General features: G+C 40.6%; 14 protein-coding genes and 1 riboswitch (1 of these 15 cut by a window edge). Of the genes, 6 read left to right on the forward strand and 8 right to left on the reverse strand.

Translation table 11 applies throughout. The features are described 5' to 3' along the window. Together truA and P767_RS0107105 are read right to left on the reverse strand one after the other, a co-directional pair. A protein-coding gene (gene truA / locus P767_RS0107100; RefSeq protein ID WP_026763954.1) for a tRNA pseudouridine(38-40) synthase TruA crosses the window boundary here: on the reverse strand, window positions 1-661 show its 5' portion. It extends 71 nt beyond the left edge of the window; the window shows 661 of its 732 coding nt (coding positions 1-661); its start codon is at window positions 659-661; its stop codon lies off the left edge, out of view. Window positions 662-663: 2 nt separating this feature from the next. After that, window positions 664-1,203 (reverse strand): hypothetical protein, encoded by a 540-nt coding sequence (locus tag P767_RS0107105; protein WP_152530878.1) that lies wholly within the window; start codon window positions 1,201-1,203, stop codon window positions 664-666. A gap of 46 nt (window positions 1,204-1,249) precedes the next feature. On the opposite strand from P767_RS0107105, the gene P767_RS16255 reads away from it, so the two are divergent. Further along, window positions 1,250-3,706, forward strand: coding sequence for a M1 family aminopeptidase (locus P767_RS16255; protein WP_051417211.1), 2,457 nt, complete (start codon window positions 1,250-1,252; stop codon window positions 3,704-3,706). Window positions 3,707-3,852: 146 nt separating this feature from the next. On the opposite strand, the gene P767_RS0107115 is transcribed toward P767_RS16255, so the two are convergent. The 4 genes from P767_RS0107115 to P767_RS0107130 are packed head-to-tail and all read right to left on the reverse strand — an operon-like array spanning window position 3,853 to window position 6,544. Continuing rightward, window positions 3,853-4,674 (reverse strand): hypothetical protein, encoded by an 822-nt coding sequence (locus P767_RS0107115; protein ID WP_157611411.1) that lies wholly within the window; start codon window positions 4,672-4,674, stop codon window positions 3,853-3,855. Window positions 4,675-4,684: 10 nt separating this feature from the next. Then, on the reverse strand, window positions 4,685-5,482 hold the full coding sequence (locus P767_RS18975; RefSeq protein ID WP_026751348.1) for a TPM domain-containing protein: 798 nt from the start codon (window positions 5,480-5,482) through the stop codon (window positions 4,685-4,687). Beyond that, window positions 5,483-5,944, reverse strand: a complete 462-nt coding sequence (locus P767_RS0107125; protein ID WP_026751347.1) for a TPM domain-containing protein — start codon at window positions 5,942-5,944, stop codon at window positions 5,483-5,485. It lies immediately after the preceding gene. Window positions 5,945-5,953: 9 nt separating this feature from the next. Further along, window positions 5,954-6,544, reverse strand: coding sequence for a LemA family protein (locus P767_RS0107130; protein ID WP_026751346.1), 591 nt, complete (start codon window positions 6,542-6,544; stop codon window positions 5,954-5,956). Between the two features lie 133 nt (window positions 6,545-6,677). Between P767_RS0107130 and sucD the strand changes: the two genes are divergently transcribed. From sucD to P767_RS0107150, 4 genes are all read left to right on the forward strand, one after another. Then, on the forward strand, window positions 6,678-7,550 hold the full coding sequence (gene sucD / locus P767_RS0107135; RefSeq protein ID WP_026751345.1) for a succinate--CoA ligase subunit alpha: 873 nt from the start codon (window positions 6,678-6,680) through the stop codon (window positions 7,548-7,550). A 104-nt stretch (window positions 7,551-7,654) separates the two neighbouring features. Next, window positions 7,655-13,528 carry an alpha-2-macroglobulin family protein gene (locus P767_RS0107140; protein ID WP_026763955.1) on the forward strand — a complete coding sequence of 1,958 codons (5,874 nt, stop codon included), beginning with the start codon at window positions 7,655-7,657 and terminating at the stop codon, window positions 13,526-13,528. A gap of 2 nt (window positions 13,529-13,530) precedes the next feature. Then, entirely contained in the window at window positions 13,531-14,583 is a 1,053-nt protein-coding gene (locus P767_RS0107145) for an NAD(P)/FAD-dependent oxidoreductase (protein WP_026763956.1), read from the forward strand. 41 nt (window positions 14,584-14,624) lie between these two features. Beyond that, window positions 14,625-15,035, forward strand: a complete 411-nt coding sequence (locus P767_RS0107150; protein WP_037351681.1) for a hypothetical protein — start codon at window positions 14,625-14,627, stop codon at window positions 15,033-15,035. Here the strand turns inward: P767_RS0107150 and P767_RS17620 are convergent. Then, window positions 15,032-15,523 carry a hypothetical protein gene (locus P767_RS17620; RefSeq protein ID WP_051417212.1) on the reverse strand — a complete coding sequence of 164 codons (492 nt, stop codon included), beginning with the start codon at window positions 15,521-15,523 and terminating at the stop codon, window positions 15,032-15,034. The genes P767_RS0107150 and P767_RS17620 overlap by 4 nt on opposite strands. Window positions 15,524-15,532: 9 nt before the next feature. After that, window positions 15,533-18,403, reverse strand: coding sequence for an excinuclease ABC subunit UvrA (gene uvrA, locus P767_RS0107160; protein ID WP_026763958.1), 2,871 nt, complete (start codon window positions 18,401-18,403; stop codon window positions 15,533-15,535). A 174-nt stretch (window positions 18,404-18,577) separates the two neighbouring features. After that, window positions 18,578-18,704: riboswitch (SAM riboswitch) on the forward strand. A 144-nt stretch (window positions 18,705-18,848) separates the two neighbouring features. On the opposite strand from uvrA, the gene P767_RS16265 reads away from it, so the two are divergent. After that, complete coding sequence (locus P767_RS16265; RefSeq protein ID WP_051417213.1) at window positions 18,849-20,054, forward strand: trans-sulfuration enzyme family protein; 1,206 nt, start codon at window positions 18,849-18,851, stop codon at window positions 20,052-20,054. Window positions 20,055-20,075 lie beyond the last annotated feature (21 nt).

The raw sequence follows: 20,075 nt of genomic DNA on the forward strand, positions 1-20,075 counted from the left end.
TTGCTTCAATGATTTCTTTGAAGGTATCCAGACTAATTTGTTTGCGACCCACTTTCAGCATGGTTCCTACCAAACCACGGACCATTCCGCGCAGGAAACGGTTGGCGGAAACCGTGTACTTCAGTTGTTGCGCGGCGGGTTTGCTCCACCCCGACAAATCAATGGAACAATTATGGGTAAATACCTGTGTATTGCGTTTGGCAAAACTGGTAAAGTCTGTGTACTCTTTTAAAGTAGCTGCTGCAGACTGCAGTAAGTCGAAGTCGAGTTCAAAAGGATAATACCAGCCGCGATCCTTCATAAACGGATCTTTCTGCTGATATATATAGTAATGATATTCGCGACCCAACGCATCAAAACGACAATGGGCAGTATCACTTACCAAACGAATGCTGCGCACGGCAATATCATCAGGAAGAATCGCATTCAGGTTATATACATGCTTATCGGTAATCGGGAGTTCCGTATCAAAATGAAAATAATTCTGCAATGCATGCACACCCGCATCTGTTCTGGAAGATCCTGTTAAAGCTAGGGGCTCTTTAAATAAAGTAAGCATGGCTTTTTCCAGTGCCAGCTGAACAGTAGCTGCATTATCCTGAATCTGAAAGCCATGATAGGCAGTGCCCTTGTAAGAGAGTTCAATAAAAAATCGGGGCATGGTTATCGGTTCTGCTTTTTCTGTGCCTCTCGAACAGTAACCGGCTTGGGAACCGGAATCAAAATAACCAGGTTTTCGGCCTTACCCCCATTCCTTACTTTATATACCTGCTCAATACCCGCATCGGTTACACGATCAGATAATTTTTCTATTTGCTTTTCTCCCGGCTGCACAGTAATAGGTTGTTCAGGTGCTTCTCCCCTAACCAAGGCAAGGGTAACCATATCCATCAGCATCCATTCTCCATCCTGAGTAATCTTTAATGCATAGCCTTTGGGCTTGCTGTTGATGCTGAATTTAAAATTGTATTCCCGATAAGCACCGGAAGGAAAACCTAGCACCATGCTGTAATCGCCATTAGGTAAATTAGGAATTAATAAATACCCTTTTGCATTAGAAGAATGGATATTACCTTTAAGCTGTATATGATAAGGCTGATTGTTTTCGGACTGTATATACAAAAAGTTATTTTGGGCATTGGATAGTAGCGCCATTAATAAAAGTCCGGTTAAAAAGGATAAACGGTGTAGCATACTACGCATGAACATGTAAACTTGCTTTTTTCAAATTTACTACTTAAAACAGATTATGAAGAAACTATTACTGATTATTGCCCTGGCACAGCTGGGCAATTTAACAGCACAGGAAGCGGGAAAAGAGACCAACAAGCAATACAGGTCTGTTCCGGAAAAAATTAATAACCTGGTACATACCAAACTGAATGCGAATTTCGATTATAGCCAGTCCAGGTTAAACGGAAACGTCTGGATTACCCTGAAGCCGCACTTTTATGCAACAGACAGTTTACAGCTAGACGCCAAGGGGATGGACATTAAACAACTGGCAATAGTAAAAGCTGGTAAGAATATTCCGTTAAAGTACCAATACGATGGATGGGTGCTTCGTGTTAAACTGGATAAATCGTACACCCGTAACGAAAGCTATACGGTATATATAGATTATACAGCAAAGCCCGATGAACTGGAAGTTAAGGGGAGCGCAGCCATCACGGATGCAAAGGGTCTGTATTTCATTAATCCAAAAGGAGAAGACAAAAACAAGCCCACACAAATCTGGACCCAGGGAGAAACAGAAGCCACTTCTGTTTGGGTACCAACCATCGACAAGACCAATCAAAAAACAACACAGGAGTTTAATTTAACCGTGCCTGCCAAATATGTTACACTCAGCAATGGCAAACTCGTTAAACAAACCCTGAATGCAAATGGTACCCGAACCGATAGCTGGAAGATGGATTTACCGCATGCACCTTATTTGTTCTTTATGGGTGTGGGTGATTACGCAGTAATTAAAGATGCCTACAAGGGTAAGGAAGTAAGCTATTATGTAGAGAAGCCTTATGAAAAAGTAGCACGCAGCATTTTTGGGAACACGCCTGAAATGATGCAATATTTTTCAAGCAAATTAAGCGTGGATTATCCATGGGTTAAATACAGCCAGATCACTGGAAGAGATTATGTAAGTGGTGCCATGGAAAATACCACTGCTACCCTGCATCAGGAATCGGCACAACAGGATGCCAGAGAATTAACCGATGGCAATAGCTGGGAAGGAACCATAGCGCACGAATTATTTCACCACTGGTTTGGGGATTATGTAACCGCAGAAAGCTGGAGCAACCTAACGGTAAACGAAAGCTTTGCCGATTACAGTGAATATTTATGGGCAGAATACAAACAGGGAAAAGACGAAGCGGCTTTTATAAACTGGAGTGCAATGAATGGATACTTAAACAGCCCTTCCGATGCAAGCAAACACCTGGTAAGATTTTATTACGATACGCAGGAAGACATGTTTGATGCAGTGAGTTATAGTAAGGGCGGTAGAATCCTTCACATGCTTAGAAAGTATGTGGGAGACGATGCGTTTTTTGCTTCGCTGAATAAATATTTAACCGATAACAAATTTGGAACAGGTAGCGGACATAAACTAAGACTGGCTTTTGAAGCTGTTACCGGAAAAGACCTGAACTGGTTCTTTAATCAGTGGTATTTCAATAGTGGTCATCCGAATTTAACATTGAGTCAGCAATACGATGGCACCGCTAAAAAGCTGATGGTAGTTATTAAGCAAACACAAACTCATCAGATTTATCAGCTTCCTATTCTGATAGATATTTACCATGGTGCCAATAAAAAAAGAGAAATGGTTTGGGCAAAAAATGCAGCTGATACTTTTTATTTTGATGTAGCCACACAACCCGACCTGGTGAATATAGATCCTGAAAGAGTGTTGCTTGCAGTGAAAAAAGAATCCAAAACCATGGAAGCCTATGCGCACCAGATGAAATATGGTGGTCACTATTTAGACAGAAGAGAAGCGATAGACTATGCAGGTAAAAAAATTACAGAACCAGGAGCATATGCATTGGTTGAAGCAGGTTTGAAAGACCCATATTTCAGAATCAGAATGAAGGCTTTGGGTAGTTTCGGCAATGCCAAATTAACAGAAGCAACCATTGCAACTATTGAAAACCTGGCTAAGAATGACCCATCCAAATTAGTAAGAGCAGATGCCATCAGTATACTGGGCCGATTGAAAAATCAGACATATGCATCTCAGTTTGAAAACTACATCAAAGACTCTTCCTATTCAGTTGCCGGGGCAGCTTTGATGGCATTGAACGATTTGGATGGAAAGAAAGCTTTTGCCATTGCGAATGAACTGAAAAATCAAACAGCAAAGGGCAGATTGAGTTCTGCAATCAGTTCAGTGATTATTGCCAATGGCGATGAATCTGCTTACGAGTATATTATGAAAAACTTTACCGAAATGCCATTGTCACAGGCAAAATTCACGGCCATTGGTTCTCTGGTTGAATTCCTGTCGAAAGTAAAAGATGCATCTAAATTCAAAGCAGGTGTGGATGCCATTGTGGAATTCAGAAATGCCATTCCATCCAGTGCAAGATCTCAAACAGATCCGGTGATCAATAATATGTTCTTAAAAGGATTGGCTACCAAGAAAGAAGCCAGCGGAGAGCAGGCATTGGCAGACTATGCAAAAGAGAAAGCCAAGCAATAAAAGCAGATTGATTCGCTTGAACAGATTGAGTTTATGATTGCCAATTATCAAAGCCCTGGGTTTCTCCCGGGGCTTTTTTATGAAAAAAGCCATGAAAAATACAATGCGAAATTGATTGGGCTTTTCTGAAAGTGGATGGATTGAAACTAATGCTGCGTCGGTAAAGAAACAGTAGTACTGGAACTCAATTCAATGGTAACAGGCAGTACTTCTTTTTCCATCGTACTGCTGCCCGAAAGTTTTACTTTCATAGACTCTGACTGCATAATGCCGGAAACTAAATCGTAAACCCTTTCCGTTCGGGCAATACCTTTAAACTGCTGTAAAACCGACTTCCCCAGTTGACTCAATTTGTTTTTAATGAACCAGTCTGAAAGAACGGAAACAAAAACCTGCCGGTCAATTATTTTTGTAATAATGTACTGATGCAATTGCCTGGAACTATCCTGAACAGTAGAGTCTGACCAGATTAAGCCGGCTTTCACTGTTTTTTTATCAAATGGTAAAAAATATTTACCAGGGTCTTCTTCAATTTCAAAGTAAAAGGGTTTACTGGACTCAATTGTATCGTATAACAATCCTTTTGCATGAAAACGGCTGATAACCATTTTTCTGGGCTTATTAATATTCGCCATCAGCCATGCTTGTTCGGCTGACTGCAGTCCGGCAGTATCATTGCTGTTGAATTTATCTTCTCTGCCAAAAGCAAATAAGCTACCTGAAATATTTTCAGTGGTAGCTTCCAGTTCAAAATAATTTGAAACAGGGGTTAATAAACGATAACTGGTTTGAGTTGACTTCTGAGATTGAATGGTAATTGGCTGATCGGGAATATGCAGGTTGGTAATATTACTAACCTGATGAACCACACGGAACAAGGGCATTGAATAAGTTTGTGCACTCAGTTTACCCGATGCAAAAATCAGTATCCAGAATAACTTCCCCCCTATCCAATTCAATTGTTGCATGATATTAGCATTACCAGGACCCGCCTGCTCCACCTCCGCCACTACTACCTCCCCCAAAACCGCCGAAGCCACCGCCACCGAAGCCGCCACCACCAAAGCCGCCGCCTCCACCTCTATTATTGCCTCCTAACAAAGTAGACCACAACAAAGCTTCAGCCACATTGGCCGCACCTCTCCGGCTCATCATTCCGCCTCCACGGCCACCTCTTCCGCCACCACCACGGCCTGCGCCTAAAATAAAAATGATAACGATAATGATAAAAATGAAAGTAAGTATAGATCCACCGCTATCTCCGTTATTGTTTTTCTTAACCCGTTTGGTTTTGTATTCACCCACTGCCGCTTTGGCCAATGCATTAACGGCATTATCAATTCCACGATAATAATTCTGTTGCTTAAATTCCGGAACAATTTCATTTCTGTAAATGCTGGAAGCGGTTACATCAGGAATTGCACCTTCTAAACCATAGCCTACTTCTATCCAGATTTTACGATCTTCAATGGAAGCCAGAATCAGGACCCCATTGTTGGTTTTTTTATTCCCTATGCCCCAGGAACGAAATAATTTATTAGCGTATTCCTGAACTTCGTAGCCCTCCAGGGTTTTCAGAATTACTACCGCAATCTGGTTAGAAGTGCTATCGTCCAGTGCCACCAGTTTTTCTTCCAAGATGGCAACCTGCTCCTTGCTTAACACACCCGCATAATCATTCACCAGCCTGGGTGGATTCGGCGGGGGCACTACTGTCTGAGCAATGCCTGTTACAAAGGAAACAACCAACAATAATATGAGTAGTAACTTCTTCATTTATTTTCCAAAAACAATCTCGTCAGGTAATTCATTTTTGTCAGTAGTTCCGTCGTATGGGAAATGGGCCACCAGGGCTTCACCAATATCTTCAATAATATGGCAGATTCCTTCTATAAAGTGCTTTTCTCTGAATTCGGAAAGCATCATTTCCACTTCTTTCAGCCAGAATGCATGACCTACTTTCTGGTGGATGCCTTCATCCCCAAAAACAGCCAGCTGATGATCCTCCATGGCTAAATACAACAGCACCCCGTTACGGGATGCTGTTTGATCCATTTTTAATTGGTAAAATATTTCCTTCGCCCTGTGCACCGGATTCACCAGTTCACAATTGGATTCCACATAGATTCTGATTTCGCCACTGGTTCTTTGTTCAGCTTTTTGAATGGCTGCAACAATGGCATCTTTCTCTGCCTGGGTAAAATATTCTTTTCGTTTTTTTCCGAATAATCCAAACATGGGCCAATTTTAGAATTTAACTTCCGGAGCTTTCTCAGAACCTGCATCAGCTTTGAATCCTTCCTTCACTTTAAAGCCGGTTATGCTGGCCAGAATATTCATAGGAAAAGAACGGGCTTTCACGTTATAGGCAGCTACAGCAGCGTTGAAGTCGTTTCTGGAAACCTTGATTCGGTTTTCAGTTCCTTCCAGCTGTGCCTGCAAGCCACGAAACGCTTCATTGGCTCTAAGATTAGGATAATTTTCTGTAACCATTAATAAACGACCTAAAGCCTGAGATAACTGACCTTGAGAGGCCTGAAATTCCTGTAATTTTTCCGGAGTCAGGTCTTTAGCATCTACTTTCATCTGGGTAGCACTTGCTCTGGCTTCTACCACAGCCTGCAAAGTTGACTGCTCAAAATTGGCTTCTCCCTTAACGGTATTCACCAAATTAGGGATAAGGTCTGCCCTGCGCTGATAATCACTTTGTACGTTGTTCCAGGACTGGCTTACGGTTTCATCTAATTTAACCAATCCATTGTAACCACTCATACCGCATCCGCCAATTAATACAATTAATCCGATAATGACAATAAGGGTAATTCTCTTTGTGTTCATGTTTTTATATTTGAAGTATTGAATATACAAAACGGATGCCATATTTATGGGGTGGCAGAATGACATTTCACATTTTGCAAACGTTTTTCACCTATTTTTGCCCAAAATTTAAAAATCTCCGAAACGATAGGCTATGTCAGTATTAGTAAACAAGCACTCAAAAATCATTGTTCAGGGTTTTACCGGAACAGAGGGAACGTTTCATGCCACTCAAATGATTGAGTATGGAACCAATGTGGTAGGTGGAGTTACACCTAATAAAGGTGGAACAACCCATTTAGATAAGCCCGTATTTAATACAGTAGCCGACGCCGTGAAGCAAACAGGTGCTGACGTAAGTATCATTTTTGTACCACCAGCGTTTGCAGCTGATGCCATTATGGAAGCGGCAGAAGCAGGAATTGGCTTGGTAGTATGTATTACGGAAGGTATTCCTGTACAGGATATGGTAAGAGTAAAAAATTACCTACAGGGAAGCAAGACTCGTTTAATTGGACCAAACTGTCCTGGTGTTATTACTGCTGAAGAAGCAAAAGTAGGTATCATGCCTGGCTTTATTTTCAAAGCCGGTAGAATTGGTATTGTTTCAAAAAGTGGTACCCTTACCTATGAAGCAGCTGATCAGGTGGTAAAAGCCGGATTAGGAATCAGCACTGCCATTGGTATTGGCGGAGACCCAATCATTGGAACCCCAACCAAAGAAGCAGTAGAATTATTAATGAACGATCCTGAAACCGATGGTATCATCATGATTGGTGAAATTGGCGGTAGCATGGAAGCAGATGCTGCACGCTGGATCAAGGACAATAAAACCAAGCCTGTAGTAGGATTCATTGCAGGTCAAACTGCTCCTCCCGGAAGAAGAATGGGACATGCCGGTGCTATCATTGGCGGTGCAGATGATACAGCAGCTGCCAAAATGAAAATCATGGCAGAATGCGGTATTGAAGTAGTAGCAAGCCCTGCGGATATTGGTATTACCATGGCTGCTGCACTAAAAAAATAAACAAGCAAATTGTTAATATACAACCCGGAGCCCATCAGCTTCGGGTTTTTTTATGCAAAAAACAGCATCTTGCATCATTAGCCATATATACCTAATTGATTTCTATGCGCCTACTATTTTCCCTGATTGTACTACTGGTTTCCTTTCAGATAAAAGCACAGACAAGCGATACTTATTACAGCGAACAATATAAAATCATTGACAGTTTATTGCTCAAAGACAGATTGCCCAAAACAGCGCTGGAAAAAGTGAGAGCACTTTATAAAAAAGCAGTTGCAGAAAAAAAAGAAGCTGAACAAATCAGGGCATTGATTTATGAAACAGAGATCAATCAGGAATACACAGAAGAAGGTTATACCGAAACCCTGCAGACATTGAAAAAAACAAGTCAGCAAATCAGGGAGAATTTGGTACTCAACTCATTATTACACGTGCTGATTGCCAGGAAATACAATGAATATTATGAGAATCAGAGATGGAATTTATACAACCGAAAAAACTGGAATGCACAATCTTTAAAGGATAGTATTGAAGCCCAGTTTAAACAGGCAAAAGCGAATGCATCCCTTTTAAAAAACAGTTCGCTAAAGGTATATGCTCCCATTATTGCAGGGGGATCAGAACCGCTGCAAAATTATACAGTCTACGATTTACTCATACTGGAACAAATCAGGTATTATTCACAGGGACTGGGCAATGAAGCAGGCGAGACCAACCATCCTGTCATTGTTGCTTTGTATAAGGAATTGATAGAAGGGAAAAAAACAGGCGAAGCAGTACAGGAACGGTATCGCTTTAATTTTCTGAAATGGCAGTTTCAGGAAAGCATCATAAAAGAAAAGGAATATGCAAGCGCACTAACGCAATTCACCAGCACAAAATCCGGAGCCTCGGTTATAATGGAGACGCACGCATCAGTAATAGCAGATGCATATCTGGAACTGGCAAGACTTACTGCTGAAAAAGGGAGGAACTATCATCCTTTCAGAGATACGGCCAACCGATATGCATTCGTTAATGCACTAACAATCATTAAAGAAGCAGATGAAAGGCTCAATGCAGCCCAGATGAGTAAAAGCGGCTTAACAGACTTGCGCAACGAAATAAAAGACAAGAAAGCTTGGCTTCAAGTGGAAGATTACAATGAGAGCAACAAACCATTTCGTGCTTTCCTGCAATTTAAAAACTTGGATACTTTGTATGGTAAACTCTACAAGGTTTCACCTGCCTATTATCCAAATGGAATTACATCAGAAGAAATTCTCAGAAACATCCAGAAACAGCAACTGGTAAGAGAAATAGCAATCCCGCTTCCCTCTGCAGGAGATTATCAAACGCATTTTACCGAATTTAAAATGGACCCGCTAAAAGATGGCTCCTATCTTTTACTAACCAGCGCTGGTAAAGCTTTTGATGTTGCAAAAGACAAACTGGGATATACCCAATTCAATGTATCAGAATGGGTGTATGTAAAAGACAATCAACGTTATTTTATTAGAAACTATACAGATGGCAAGCCCGTTACCAATGCAAGCGTAACTGTTTTCGTGAATAATTCCAATAGAAATACAGGCATTACAGAACAAAAAAATATACTGCAAACCAAAACAGATGAACAGGGAAGTTTTATTGTGCTAGATAAAATAAACAACAGTGTACTCATTAAGGTGAGCCGTAAAAACAATGAGCTGTACTTCAGTGATTATAAATACCAATACAGAACACTGGAGGAGCTGGAAGGCGCATCTGTTCAGTTTGAAAAAACAAACAGAAGAATTCATTTTTTCACAGACCGATCTATATACAGGCCAGGACAGACTATTAATTTCAAAGGCATTGCCATTACCAGGGATTGGAATACCAAACAATCCAAGCTGATCACTGATAAAGCTGTTGTTCTTTGTTATCTCTATAATGCAAACAGACAAAAAGTAGATTCAATTTCTCTACAGCTGAATGATTTTGGAAGTATTGCAGGTCAGTTTCCTATTCCCAACAGTGGATTAACCGGACAGTTTACTATTGAAGCAGTGGATTATAATTATTCCAGTACCGGTATTAAGATAGAAGAATACAAAAGGCCTACTCTTCAGCTCGTATTTAACCAGCCCAAGTTTGGCTATCGCTTAAACGATAGCATACATTATACCATTCAGGCCATGGGCTATGCTGGAAATGTAATTAACGGAGCTAAAGTAGTGTACACGGTTAAACAGTATGGAAGAAGACTTCAATCCGAAGACAATATTATTGCATCAGGAAACGGAATAACAGATGGCAGAGGAGAGTTTGTTATCCCTTTTAAAGCTTTGTATGATTCTACAAAAGGAAATGATGAAAACATATCCATGAATTACATTGTTCAGTTAACAGTAACCGATTTAAATGGAGAAAGCAGATCGGGGAATATCAATATCAGCGCAGCCAGAACTGCATGGAAATTATTTATGAAGATCCCGCCAGTGCTTATTCAAAATCAATTGAAAAAGATTGAGCCCCAGGTGGTAGACTTAGAAGGAAAAACAAAAAATATTCCGGTTCAAACAACCATCTATAAGGTGTCAGAGCCCACCCAATTTATTCGCAAAAAATACTGGGAACAATCCGATAAGCATATATACGATTCTCTTACCTACCGCAAGTATTTCCCCAATGACGAATACAACCAGGAAACAGAAATAGCCAACTGGCCGGTTGCAGCAACAGCATCAGACATAAACCAGCTGGAAGCGGGCACTTACAAAGTAATAGCTACCGCTATTGACAGTTTTGGACTAACGCTAAAATCGTTTCAGTTTATCCAGATAATCAATCCAGAAAAACCAAGAACCTATCCAAGCCATTTTCAGTTTTATTCTGCAACCATAACAAAGCCAGGCGATAGCATACAAATAGTTAAAGCTTATCCTTTCAACAATCCGACTGTAATTCAAAAAATAAAAAGAAGCAATGCAAAAGCTGTTTATCAATTTGTAGAAAAGCAAAATATTACAAAGGAAGAGCTGATAATTAGTGAAAGCGACAAGGGTGGTATATTCATACAGGAAGTATTTATTGCATACGGCAGAATGTATCAACAGGCAATATCTATTTCTGTTCCGTTTAATGATAAAGCACTATCCGTTAAAACCGGCACTTTCAGAAATGTCTTTGAACCTGGTTCTAAGGAAAGCTGGCAAATTGAAGTAGAGGGAAGTAAAGCAAATGAAAAAGCAGCAGAATTATTAACCGGCATGTACGATGCCAGCCTTGATGCTTTATATCCACACGACTGGAACAGATTAAACTTATGGGGAAGTACCAATTACGAGGAAGGATTCAGCAGTAATCTATTTCGTTCCAGTTATATTACCCTTTTGCACGACTACCAATGTTTCTGTGAAGCCCAACCCTATGAAGATCCCAAACTGCTTAGCAATATTCCCGTACAATGGAAAATAAAAGACCGGGTTTTGTATGAAGCAGCACAGGCTAAAAAAACCATGGCTGCTCCGCCGCCAGCAAATATTTCTATCAGAGGCACAAACCCGGCAATGGAAGAAAGCTATGATAAAGTGTATTCAACTGTTGATATTAAAGATCCGGTAACCGGTGATATCATGCGTAACGGAAGAATCATCCGTTCGAACAAACAAACAGAAGACCAGCTGCAAATAAGAAAGAACTTTAATGAAACAGCTTTCTTTATTCCGCAATTGTATGCAGACAGCACAGGTAAATACACATTCAGCTTTCAGTTTCCGGATGCAACAACCCAATGGAAATGGATGACACTGGCGCATACCAAAGAACTGGCTGTGGGCTTTACCGAACAGAAGGTTCAGACACAAAAAAGCCTAATGGTGCAACCCAACCTACCCCGTTTTCTGAGAGAGGGAGATCAGATGGAAATACCAGTAAAAATTGCCAACCTTACGCAAAAAGAATTAACAGGTACTATAGTGCTGGAATTAATGGATGCCACCACGAATACACCGGTAGACGGATGGTTCCAGAATGTATTTCCTCAACAATATTTCACTGCGGAAGCAGGGCAATCTGCTATTACCCAATTCCCGGTACAAATTCCATTCAGCTACAACAAACCCCTCCGTATTCGGATAGTTGCAAAAACCAATTCTTTTAGTGATGGGGAAGAACATATTATTCCTGTTTTAAGTAACAGACAATTCATTACAGAAACCCTTCCGATTTACTTATCCAAAGACACAACTCAGACATTTACCTTCAGCAAGCTTCTCAACAATCAAAGTGAGGGTATTAGTACAGAAGCCTTAACCGTTGAGTATACCACACAGCCTGCCTGGAATGCCATACAGGCACTGAGCTATATGAAAACAGATCCGGAACAATCAGCCATACAGCAATTCAGCCGAATCTATGCCAACCTGATGGCATTGCATATCCTAAAAAAATATCCTGTGATTGGTCAGGCATTAGATGCCTGGAGAAAAGATAGTACCGCTTTGCTCAACCCTTTAGAAAAGAATAATGAATTAAAACAGATTTTACTGGAAGAAACCCCATGGGTATTGGATGCAAAATCCGGGAACCTACTATTAAAAGAGCTGGCCAACCAGTTCAATGCAGAAAGAATTACAGATGAAAATGAAGCATGGATCATCCGTTTGCAAAAGCTACAAGGTAAAGACGGAAGTTTCAGCTGGTTCGAAGGGGGCAATGCAGATTCATATATTACCAATTATATTTTAACCCAAATTGGAAAACTAAAAAGAATCGGCGCCATTGATCCATCTATGTCAGCAAGATTAAGAGTGATGCTGGTGAAAGCCAATCATTATATGGACAGTGAGATTCAGTACCGTTACAAAAAAGAGAAGACCGCAACACTAATAAGCATTCCATTGGATTATTTGACAATGCGAAGTCTTTACAGAGATATTGCCATTACCAATGATTCTGCCTATCAGTTTTATTTAAAGAAAGCACTTACCAACTGGTCACAGCAAAATCTATATGGCCAGGCAATGGCAGCTTTACTTGCACTCAGAAACAATCAGACTGCATTCGCTGAAAGAATTTTGAAATCACTGGCAGAACAATCGATGAATGATACATACAAAGGTGTTTATTGGAAAAACAGAACCACTTCCCGCTGGTATGCCATGCCCGTACAACACCAGAGTATGATGATTGATTGTTTCAGTGAAATTAATGCTGCACTACCTAAGCAACCTTACAAACAATTGATCAGTGGTATGCTAACCTGGCTAATTGTAAATAAGGAAGCCAATCATTGGGGAAACAGTATGAGCACAACAGATGCTGTGTACAGCATTGTAGCCAATGCAAGAGAATGGTTCAGTAATAAAAGAGCAGTTCAAATAAAACTGGGAAATACTACCCCTATTGGAACTGCCACTGAAAAAGCAATGGAAGGATCCGGTTACTTTAAAAAGCGTATCGAAGGAAATAAAGTGAATGCGTCTATGGGAAATATTACGGTAACAACGGCTACACAGTATATGATTTCCAATCAGCCATCTTACGGAAGCATCTACTGGCAATACTTGGCCAATATGGATGAAATTACTGCCAGCAAGGGTGAATTAGAAATTAATAAAACCATCCGGGTGTTCAGAAATAACCAATGGTCTTTATTAAATGAAAATGAGCCCGTTAAAGTAGGAGAATTGATGAATGTAACACTGAGTATAAAAACAGAGAGAGAAATAGATTACGTGCACGTTAAAGATTTACGTCCAGCTGCAACAGAGCCCACCGATGTACTTAGTGGTTACCAATGGAAGAGTCGTTCTTTCTATTACCAAAGCACCAAAGATGTAAGTACCAATTATTATTTCCATTCATTGTCCAGAGGTACGCATCAACTGGATTATACTATCAGAGCCACACATACGGGATTATACACGGCAGGCATTGCCTCTGTTCAAAGCATGTATGCGCCTGCATTGAAAGCTCATTCCAATGCAATTAAAATCAGAATTGAACAATAACCATGCAGGTAGACACACTCATTATAGGACAGGGATTATGTGGCAGTTTTTTAAGCTGGAACCTGCTGAAAGCAGGTCATCAGGTAATGGTAGTAGATAGTTCAAATCCATTTACGGCAACCAAAGTAGCCAGCGGTGTTATTAATCCTGTTACAGGAAGAAGAATTGTAAGAACCTGGGAGATTGAAACTTTTATGCCATTTGCAGTGAACGCTTATCAGGAAATGGAAAAAGAATTATCCATTGAATTGATACGCCAATGCAATGTGCTGGATTTTCATAATACGCCTGAAAACAAAATAGCTTTTACTGAAAGGCTAAAAACCGAAACAGAATATTTATCACTGCCAGATCAAAAAAAATGGGAATCCTATTTTCACCTTCAATTTGGGATTGGTGAAATACATCCCTGCTGGCTGATACAACTGACCAATTTACTGGCAGCATGGAGAAAAAAATTACAGCACCAAAATGCGCTGATAGAGAGTGATTTCAATTTCAATGACTGTGTAGTTAAAGATGAATCCATTCATTGGAAAGATATAAAAGCAAATCGCATTATTTTCTGTGATGGGAATGCTGGAGCTACCAACCCCTGGTTTCAGCTACTACCCTTTGCACCCAATAAAGGGGAAGCTATCATTGCCTCGATACCCGACTTGCCAAGAAATCATATTTACAAACAAAGTCTGAGTCTTGTGCCCTGGAAAGAAGATTTGTTCTGGATAGGTTCTACCTATGAATGGAAGTACGATCATCCGAATCCAACTTCTGCGTTTAAGGAAAAAGTGGAATTCCAGTTAAAGAACTGGCTTAAGTTACCCTATCAGATTATGGATCATATGGCATCGGAGAGACCGGCCAATATTGAGCGAAGACCTTTTGTTGGATTTCATCCTATTCACAAAAATATTGGCATACTCAATGGAATGGGAACCAAGGGTTGTAGTCTGGCACCTTACTTTGCCCATCAGCTAACGCAATATATTATTAAGGGGGAACCTATACACCCACTGGCGAGCATTGATCGTTTGAAGAATATTTTAAGCCGATAATTGCTTACAAAAATTTAATATTGTGCCACAAAAGATATTGAATGGAGCAGCCCCCTTCGGTTCATGATGACAGATACGATATTCCGCTGAAATACCGGAAGATGGAGAATCTCCACATTGTATTCTGGTTATTTAAAGATGTGGCCTGGTGTCTGGGACTCAGATGGTTGGGGACTTCTATGATTCTCCCCACTTTACTCATCTCTATTATCATTGCTTACCGAACCCGTCAGTACATGTCGGAGCTATGTCACAATCTGGCGATAACAGTATGGATTTCTGCCAACTCCTACTGGATGGTCAGTGAGTTTTTTGGGTTTGATCATATTGAAATCTGGAACGGATTCACTTATAAGCATATAGCATTGATTCCCTTCACACTTGGAATTTTAATTTTGGGATATTTCTATTTAGTGTGGAAACCGATGCAAAAGAACAAGTCTGCTTATTAAATAAATAAGCCCCACTCGTCTTCAAAGTTGTCTTTCTGAAACGTACTAACCCATTGCTTGTATAGTTCTCTGAATTTATATAAAGCTTCTTCTATAACCTGCTTATGGGCTTCGTCTGCCCAACCCATCAAAACGGCAAAACCAATCTGTTCCATCATCTGCTTGGCATTGGTTCTGATAACAGATGCATTTTCCATTTTCAATACATACAAATCCATGCTGATAGCACCAATAATCTTGGGAGCAACAATCATTACATTCTCATAAATCAATGCCTTGGTAGAAGCAGGATGGGTTTCTTCGCCATCATCCGCCAGATTCTCTGCAAAGGCAACCACTAAACCAAATACTTCTCTCCATTGGTTGTACATGGCTTTGGCAATTGCCCTGGCCGGGCCTCTGCGCCACTCTTCTGCTGCATCATCAGGACCCACTTTGTAGCGGCTTTCATCCCACTCCGGTAAAAAATTCAGGTCATTTAAATTCATAGAGGGAAGTTAATTCATTTCAGCTTTTAAAAAGCGAGCTGTATGACTGGTTTTATGTTGCACCATTTTTTCGGGTGTTCCTTCAAATAAAATCTGTCCGCCTCCATCACCACCTTCCGGGCCTAAATCAATAATATAATCGGCCATTTTAACTACATCCAGATTGTGTTCTATCACCAATACCGTATTCCCTCTGTCCACCAGTTTATTCAGCACATCCAGCAAATGACTGATATCCTGAAAATGCAAACCGGTAGTGGGTTCATCCAGAATGTAAAATGTTTTCCCGGTATCTTTCTTTCCCAGTTCTGTAGCCAGCTTTACGCGCTGTGCTTCACCGCCACTAAGGGTTGTAGCCGACTGCCCCAGCGTAATATATCCCAGCCCTACTTCCTGCAATACTTTAATCTTTCTGTATAAATAAGGAACAGGCTGAAAAAATTCACAGGCTTCATCCACCGTCATATTCAGCACATCGCTGATGGATTTTCCTTTGTAACGAATTTCAAGCGTTTCGCGATTGTATCTTTTGCCATTGCATTTTTCACAGTTCACATATACATCGGGCAGGAAATTCATTTCAATCACTTTCATTCCCCCTCCTTCACAAATTTCACATCTGCCTCCCTTAACATTAAAGGAAAAACGACCTGCTGCATATCCTCTGATTTTGGCTTCGGGTACAGCTGCAAACAAGGTTCTGATTTCTGTGAAGAATCCGCAATAAGTAGCAGGGTTACTCCTGGGCGTTCTACCAATTGGGGACTGATCAATTTCAATCACTTTGTCAACATGCTCCAGCCCTTTCACAGAATGAAAAGGCATGGGTGTTACTTTACTATTGTAACAATGCTTAGCCAGAATAGGATATAAAGTTTCATTAATCAGGGTACTCTTACCACTGCCACTAACCCCACTCACCACAATTAAATTTCCCAAGGGCAAGCGTACAGAAACATTCTTTAAATTGTTGCCGGAAGCTTTATTCAATTCCAGAAACTTTCCGCTACCTGCTCTTCTTTCCGCAGGCACCTGGATACGTTTTTGTCCGTTTAAATACTGAGCAGTATCTGCTCCTGATTCCAACACCTGTTGTGGTGTTCCTTCAGCCACAATACTACCCCCATATTTCCCTGCGCGGGGTCCAATATCCACCAGATAATCCGCTGCAAGCATAATATCCTTATCGTGTTCCACTACCAACACACTGTTACCTATATCACGCAGATTTTTCAATGCCTGAATTAACTGATGATTGTCGCGCTGATGCAAACCAATGGAAGGTTCATCGAGTATATAAGTAATCCCTTGCAATTGAGATCCAATTTGTGTAGCCAGCCTGATTCGCTGCGACTCCCCCCCACTAAGGGTTCTGGAAGAACGATTCAGCGAAAGATAAGTTAGGCCAACGTCGAGCAGGAATTGTAATCGCTCCCTGATTTCTTTTAAAATATCTTTTGCAATTACATTCTGTTTCTTGCTCAATCTATCTTCCAGATTCGTGAACCATTGCTGCAGCTTATCTAAATTCAATGCACTCAGTTCAGCAATATTTTTATTGTCAATTTTAAACCAGAGACTTTCTTTTCGTAATCTGTCTCCGTCACAAGTAGTACAAACTTTTAATTCCATGTATTGCTCAACCCACTCACGCATACCATCCGATTTTACACCGGCAAACCAACGCTTCAGCATGGGAATAATTCCTTCAAATTCACCAGCATATGGATCTGCACCTACACCCTCTGTTTCAGCAGGATCAATCATTAAACTATCCCCATCCGGATTTCCGTACAACAGAATATTCAATCCAGCAACGGGTAAGTCTTTAACAGGTTTATCCAGGTTGATTTTATTTTTCTTTGCCAGCTGTTCTACATTACGGAACATATATGCATCTCTTTGCACGCCCAGCGGCGCAATTCCACCTTCCTTAATACTTAAATTCGGATCTGGAATAACTGCACTTAAATCAATGGAATACATATGACCTAAACCCTTACAGGTAGGGCAGGCACCATAAGGTGAATTAAAGGAAAAAGAATTGGGAGAAGGTTCCTCATAGGAAATACCCGTGTCTTCACACATCAATTGCTTGGCATACTGAACCGTCTTATTGGTATCGTTCAGCAAAAGGAACATCAGATCCTTACCCATTTTCAAGGTCTGCTGGACACTCTGACTTACCCGCACTCTTAAATCGTCGGTTACCTGCAAACGATCAATCACTACTTCAATATCGTGAATCTTATATCGGTCAACCTGCAGTTTGGGAGTAAGATCAATAATCTCTCCATCAACCCTTACTTTTAAAAATCCCTTCTTTCTAATGTCTTCAAAGAGCTCCCGGTAATGTCCCTTTCTTCCTCGAATCAGGGGCGCCAGCAAACTCACTTTTTTATTTTTATACTTCGTGTAAATATTATCAACAATCTCTTCTTCACTAAACTTGACCATTTTTTTTCCGGTCTCATAACTGTATGCTTCTCCAATGCGCGCATAGAGCAAACGAAGAAAATCATAGACTTCCGTAACGGTACCAACAGTAGAGCGTGGATTCTTATTAGTGGTTTTTTGTTCAATAGAAATTACCGGGGACAGGCCTGTGATTTTATCAACATCAGGTCTTTCCATATCACCCATGAACTGTCTGGCATAGGCACCAAAACTTTCCATGTACCTGCGCTGACCTTCATTGTAAATAGTATCAAAAGCCAGTGAAGATTTTCCACTACCACTTACGCCGGTAAAAACAACCAGCTTATTTTTAGGAATAGCAATATCAATGTTTTTCAAATTGTGTTCACGCGCACCCATTACCTGAATAAAATCCGTGTCATTTACCGGTACAGGTGCAGTAGGAATCGATTTCTTTGCCATAATAGTTAATAAAGATACAAACAAGCAGCCCGTTGTAAAGTTTGCATTTTATAAAAGAAAACTACCTGAAATTCAATCATCTGTGAGTAGAATAAGTAATTGTCCACTAAATTAATAGACTTTTAATTTGGTGAAATGAAATTGCGAATGTACATTTGCATCAGTTCTTTAATAATCTTATCAAGAAAGGCGGAGGGTTTTGGCCCTATGAAGCCTTGGCAACCCATATTACTTTAACTCAGTAGTATGAAGGTGCCAATTCCATCCTGGTAAAGCAATGCTTTAACGGGGAAGATAAGTCAGAGTCAAGCTTTTATTCTTACCGAAAGGAAAATTATATATGCCCATCTGATTTTATCAGGTGGGTTTTTTTATGGTCTTATGGCCAGGGAAAGCCACCTAGAGATTAAAGAGAACGATATTTTTTAAACAAAAAAATCGTCACATGCTCAGTGCAACCCAACTCATTCACGCCATTCCGGTAGATCCGCTGACTGGCGCCATTTCGGTACCCATTTACCAAACCAGCACATTTGTGCAGGAGTCTCCCGGAGTTAACAAAGGATATGATTATTCCAGATCGAATAATCCAACAAGAGCCGCATTGGAATCGCTCATTGCAAAACTGGAAGGAGGATCAACTGGTTTAGCATTTGCAAGCGGGCTCGCAGCCATTGATGCCGTAGTTAAATTACTGAAAAGCGGAGATGAAATTTTGGCTGTTGATGATATTTACGGAGGTGCGTATCGGTTATTCACTGCGGTGTATGAACAATATGGTATCAAAGTAAATTTTGTAGACACCGGTGATACAGAAAAAGTAGCAGCAGCAATTACTCCATGTACCAGGTTAATCTGGTTAGAAACTCCTACCAATCCAACTTTAAAAATTTCAGACATTGCAGGCATAGCGAATATTGCCAAAGCCAATAGCTGCCTGCTTTGCGTAGACAATACTTTCGCAACACCTGTTTTGCAACAACCCTTGTTATTGGGTGCCGATATTGTAATTCATAGTGCCACTAAATACCTGGGTGGTCATAGCGACTTGATTGCTGGCATCCTGGTAGCAAAAGAAGAAACGGTGGGAGCAAAACTGAAGTTTTTTCAGAATGCCTGCGGAGCCGTACTGGCCCCCTTCGATAGCTGGCTCGTGATCAGAGGAATTGAAACCCTGCATTTACGCATGAAGCATCACAGCAGAACAGCTTTGAAAATTGCACAGTATTTACAACAACATCCTGCTGTAGCAAGTGTTAATTATCCTGGACTTCCATCCCACCCCAATCATGCATTGGCCATACAGCAAGGAAAAAACGGCGGAGGTATAATTTCCTTTACACTAATAGACGATACCAATGAAGCAGCCATTGCTGTAACCAGCAATACGCAATTATTCAAGCTTGCAGAAAGTTTGGGAGGCATCAAGAGCTTAATCTCTCATCCGGCCAATATGACCCACAAATCTATCCCGGCTGAAAAAAGAAGAGCAGCAGGAGTAAGTGATAGTTTAATCAGACTGTCCATTGGGCTGGAAGAAGCAGAAGACCTGATTGAAGACTTAGCGAAGGTTTTGCAAAAGTTAACAGACAATGAAAGGGAAGCAGCAGCCAGTTGGTTTCATAAACAGAGAAAAGAAATAGTAGCCTAATAGTATTCATAAAAAAAAGTA

The organism is Sediminibacterium salmoneum NBRC 103935, assembly GCF_000511175.1.
GTDB classification, from domain to species: Bacteria; Bacteroidota; Bacteroidia; order Chitinophagales; family Chitinophagaceae; genus Sediminibacterium; species Sediminibacterium salmoneum.

Coding starts and splice junctions, on each gene's coding strand:
- P767_RS16265 (WP_051417213.1), top strand. CDS start 18,849: ATGCTCAGTGCAACCCAACTCATTCACGCCATTCCGGTAGATCCGCTG.
- P767_RS18975 (WP_026751348.1), bottom strand. CDS start 5,482: ATGAAGAAGTTACTACTCATATTATTGTTGGTTGTTTCCTTTGTAACA.
- sucD (WP_026751345.1), top strand. CDS start 6,678: ATGTCAGTATTAGTAAACAAGCACTCAAAAATCATTGTTCAGGGTTTT.
- P767_RS0107125 (WP_026751347.1), bottom strand. CDS start 5,944: ATGTTTGGATTATTCGGAAAAAAACGAAAAGAATATTTTACCCAGGCA.
- P767_RS0107140 (WP_026763955.1), top strand. CDS start 7,655: ATGCGCCTACTATTTTCCCTGATTGTACTACTGGTTTCCTTTCAGATA.
- P767_RS0107105 (WP_152530878.1), bottom strand. CDS start 1,203: ATGCGTAGTATGCTACACCGTTTATCCTTTTTAACCGGACTTTTATTA.
- P767_RS0107130 (WP_026751346.1), bottom strand. CDS start 6,544: ATGAACACAAAGAGAATTACCCTTATTGTCATTATCGGATTAATTGTA.
- P767_RS0107150 (WP_037351681.1), top strand. CDS start 14,625: ATGGAGCAGCCCCCTTCGGTTCATGATGACAGATACGATATTCCGCTG.
- uvrA (WP_026763958.1), bottom strand. CDS start 18,403: ATGGCAAAGAAATCGATTCCTACTGCACCTGTACCGGTAAATGACACG.
- P767_RS0107115 (WP_157611411.1), bottom strand. CDS start 4,674: ATGCAACAATTGAATTGGATAGGGGGGAAGTTATTCTGGATACTGATT.
- P767_RS17620 (WP_051417212.1), bottom strand. CDS start 15,523: ATGAATTTAAATGACCTGAATTTTTTACCGGAGTGGGATGAAAGCCGC.
- P767_RS0107145 (WP_026763956.1), top strand. CDS start 13,531: ATGCAGGTAGACACACTCATTATAGGACAGGGATTATGTGGCAGTTTT.
- P767_RS16255 (WP_051417211.1), top strand. CDS start 1,250: ATGAAGAAACTATTACTGATTATTGCCCTGGCACAGCTGGGCAATTTA.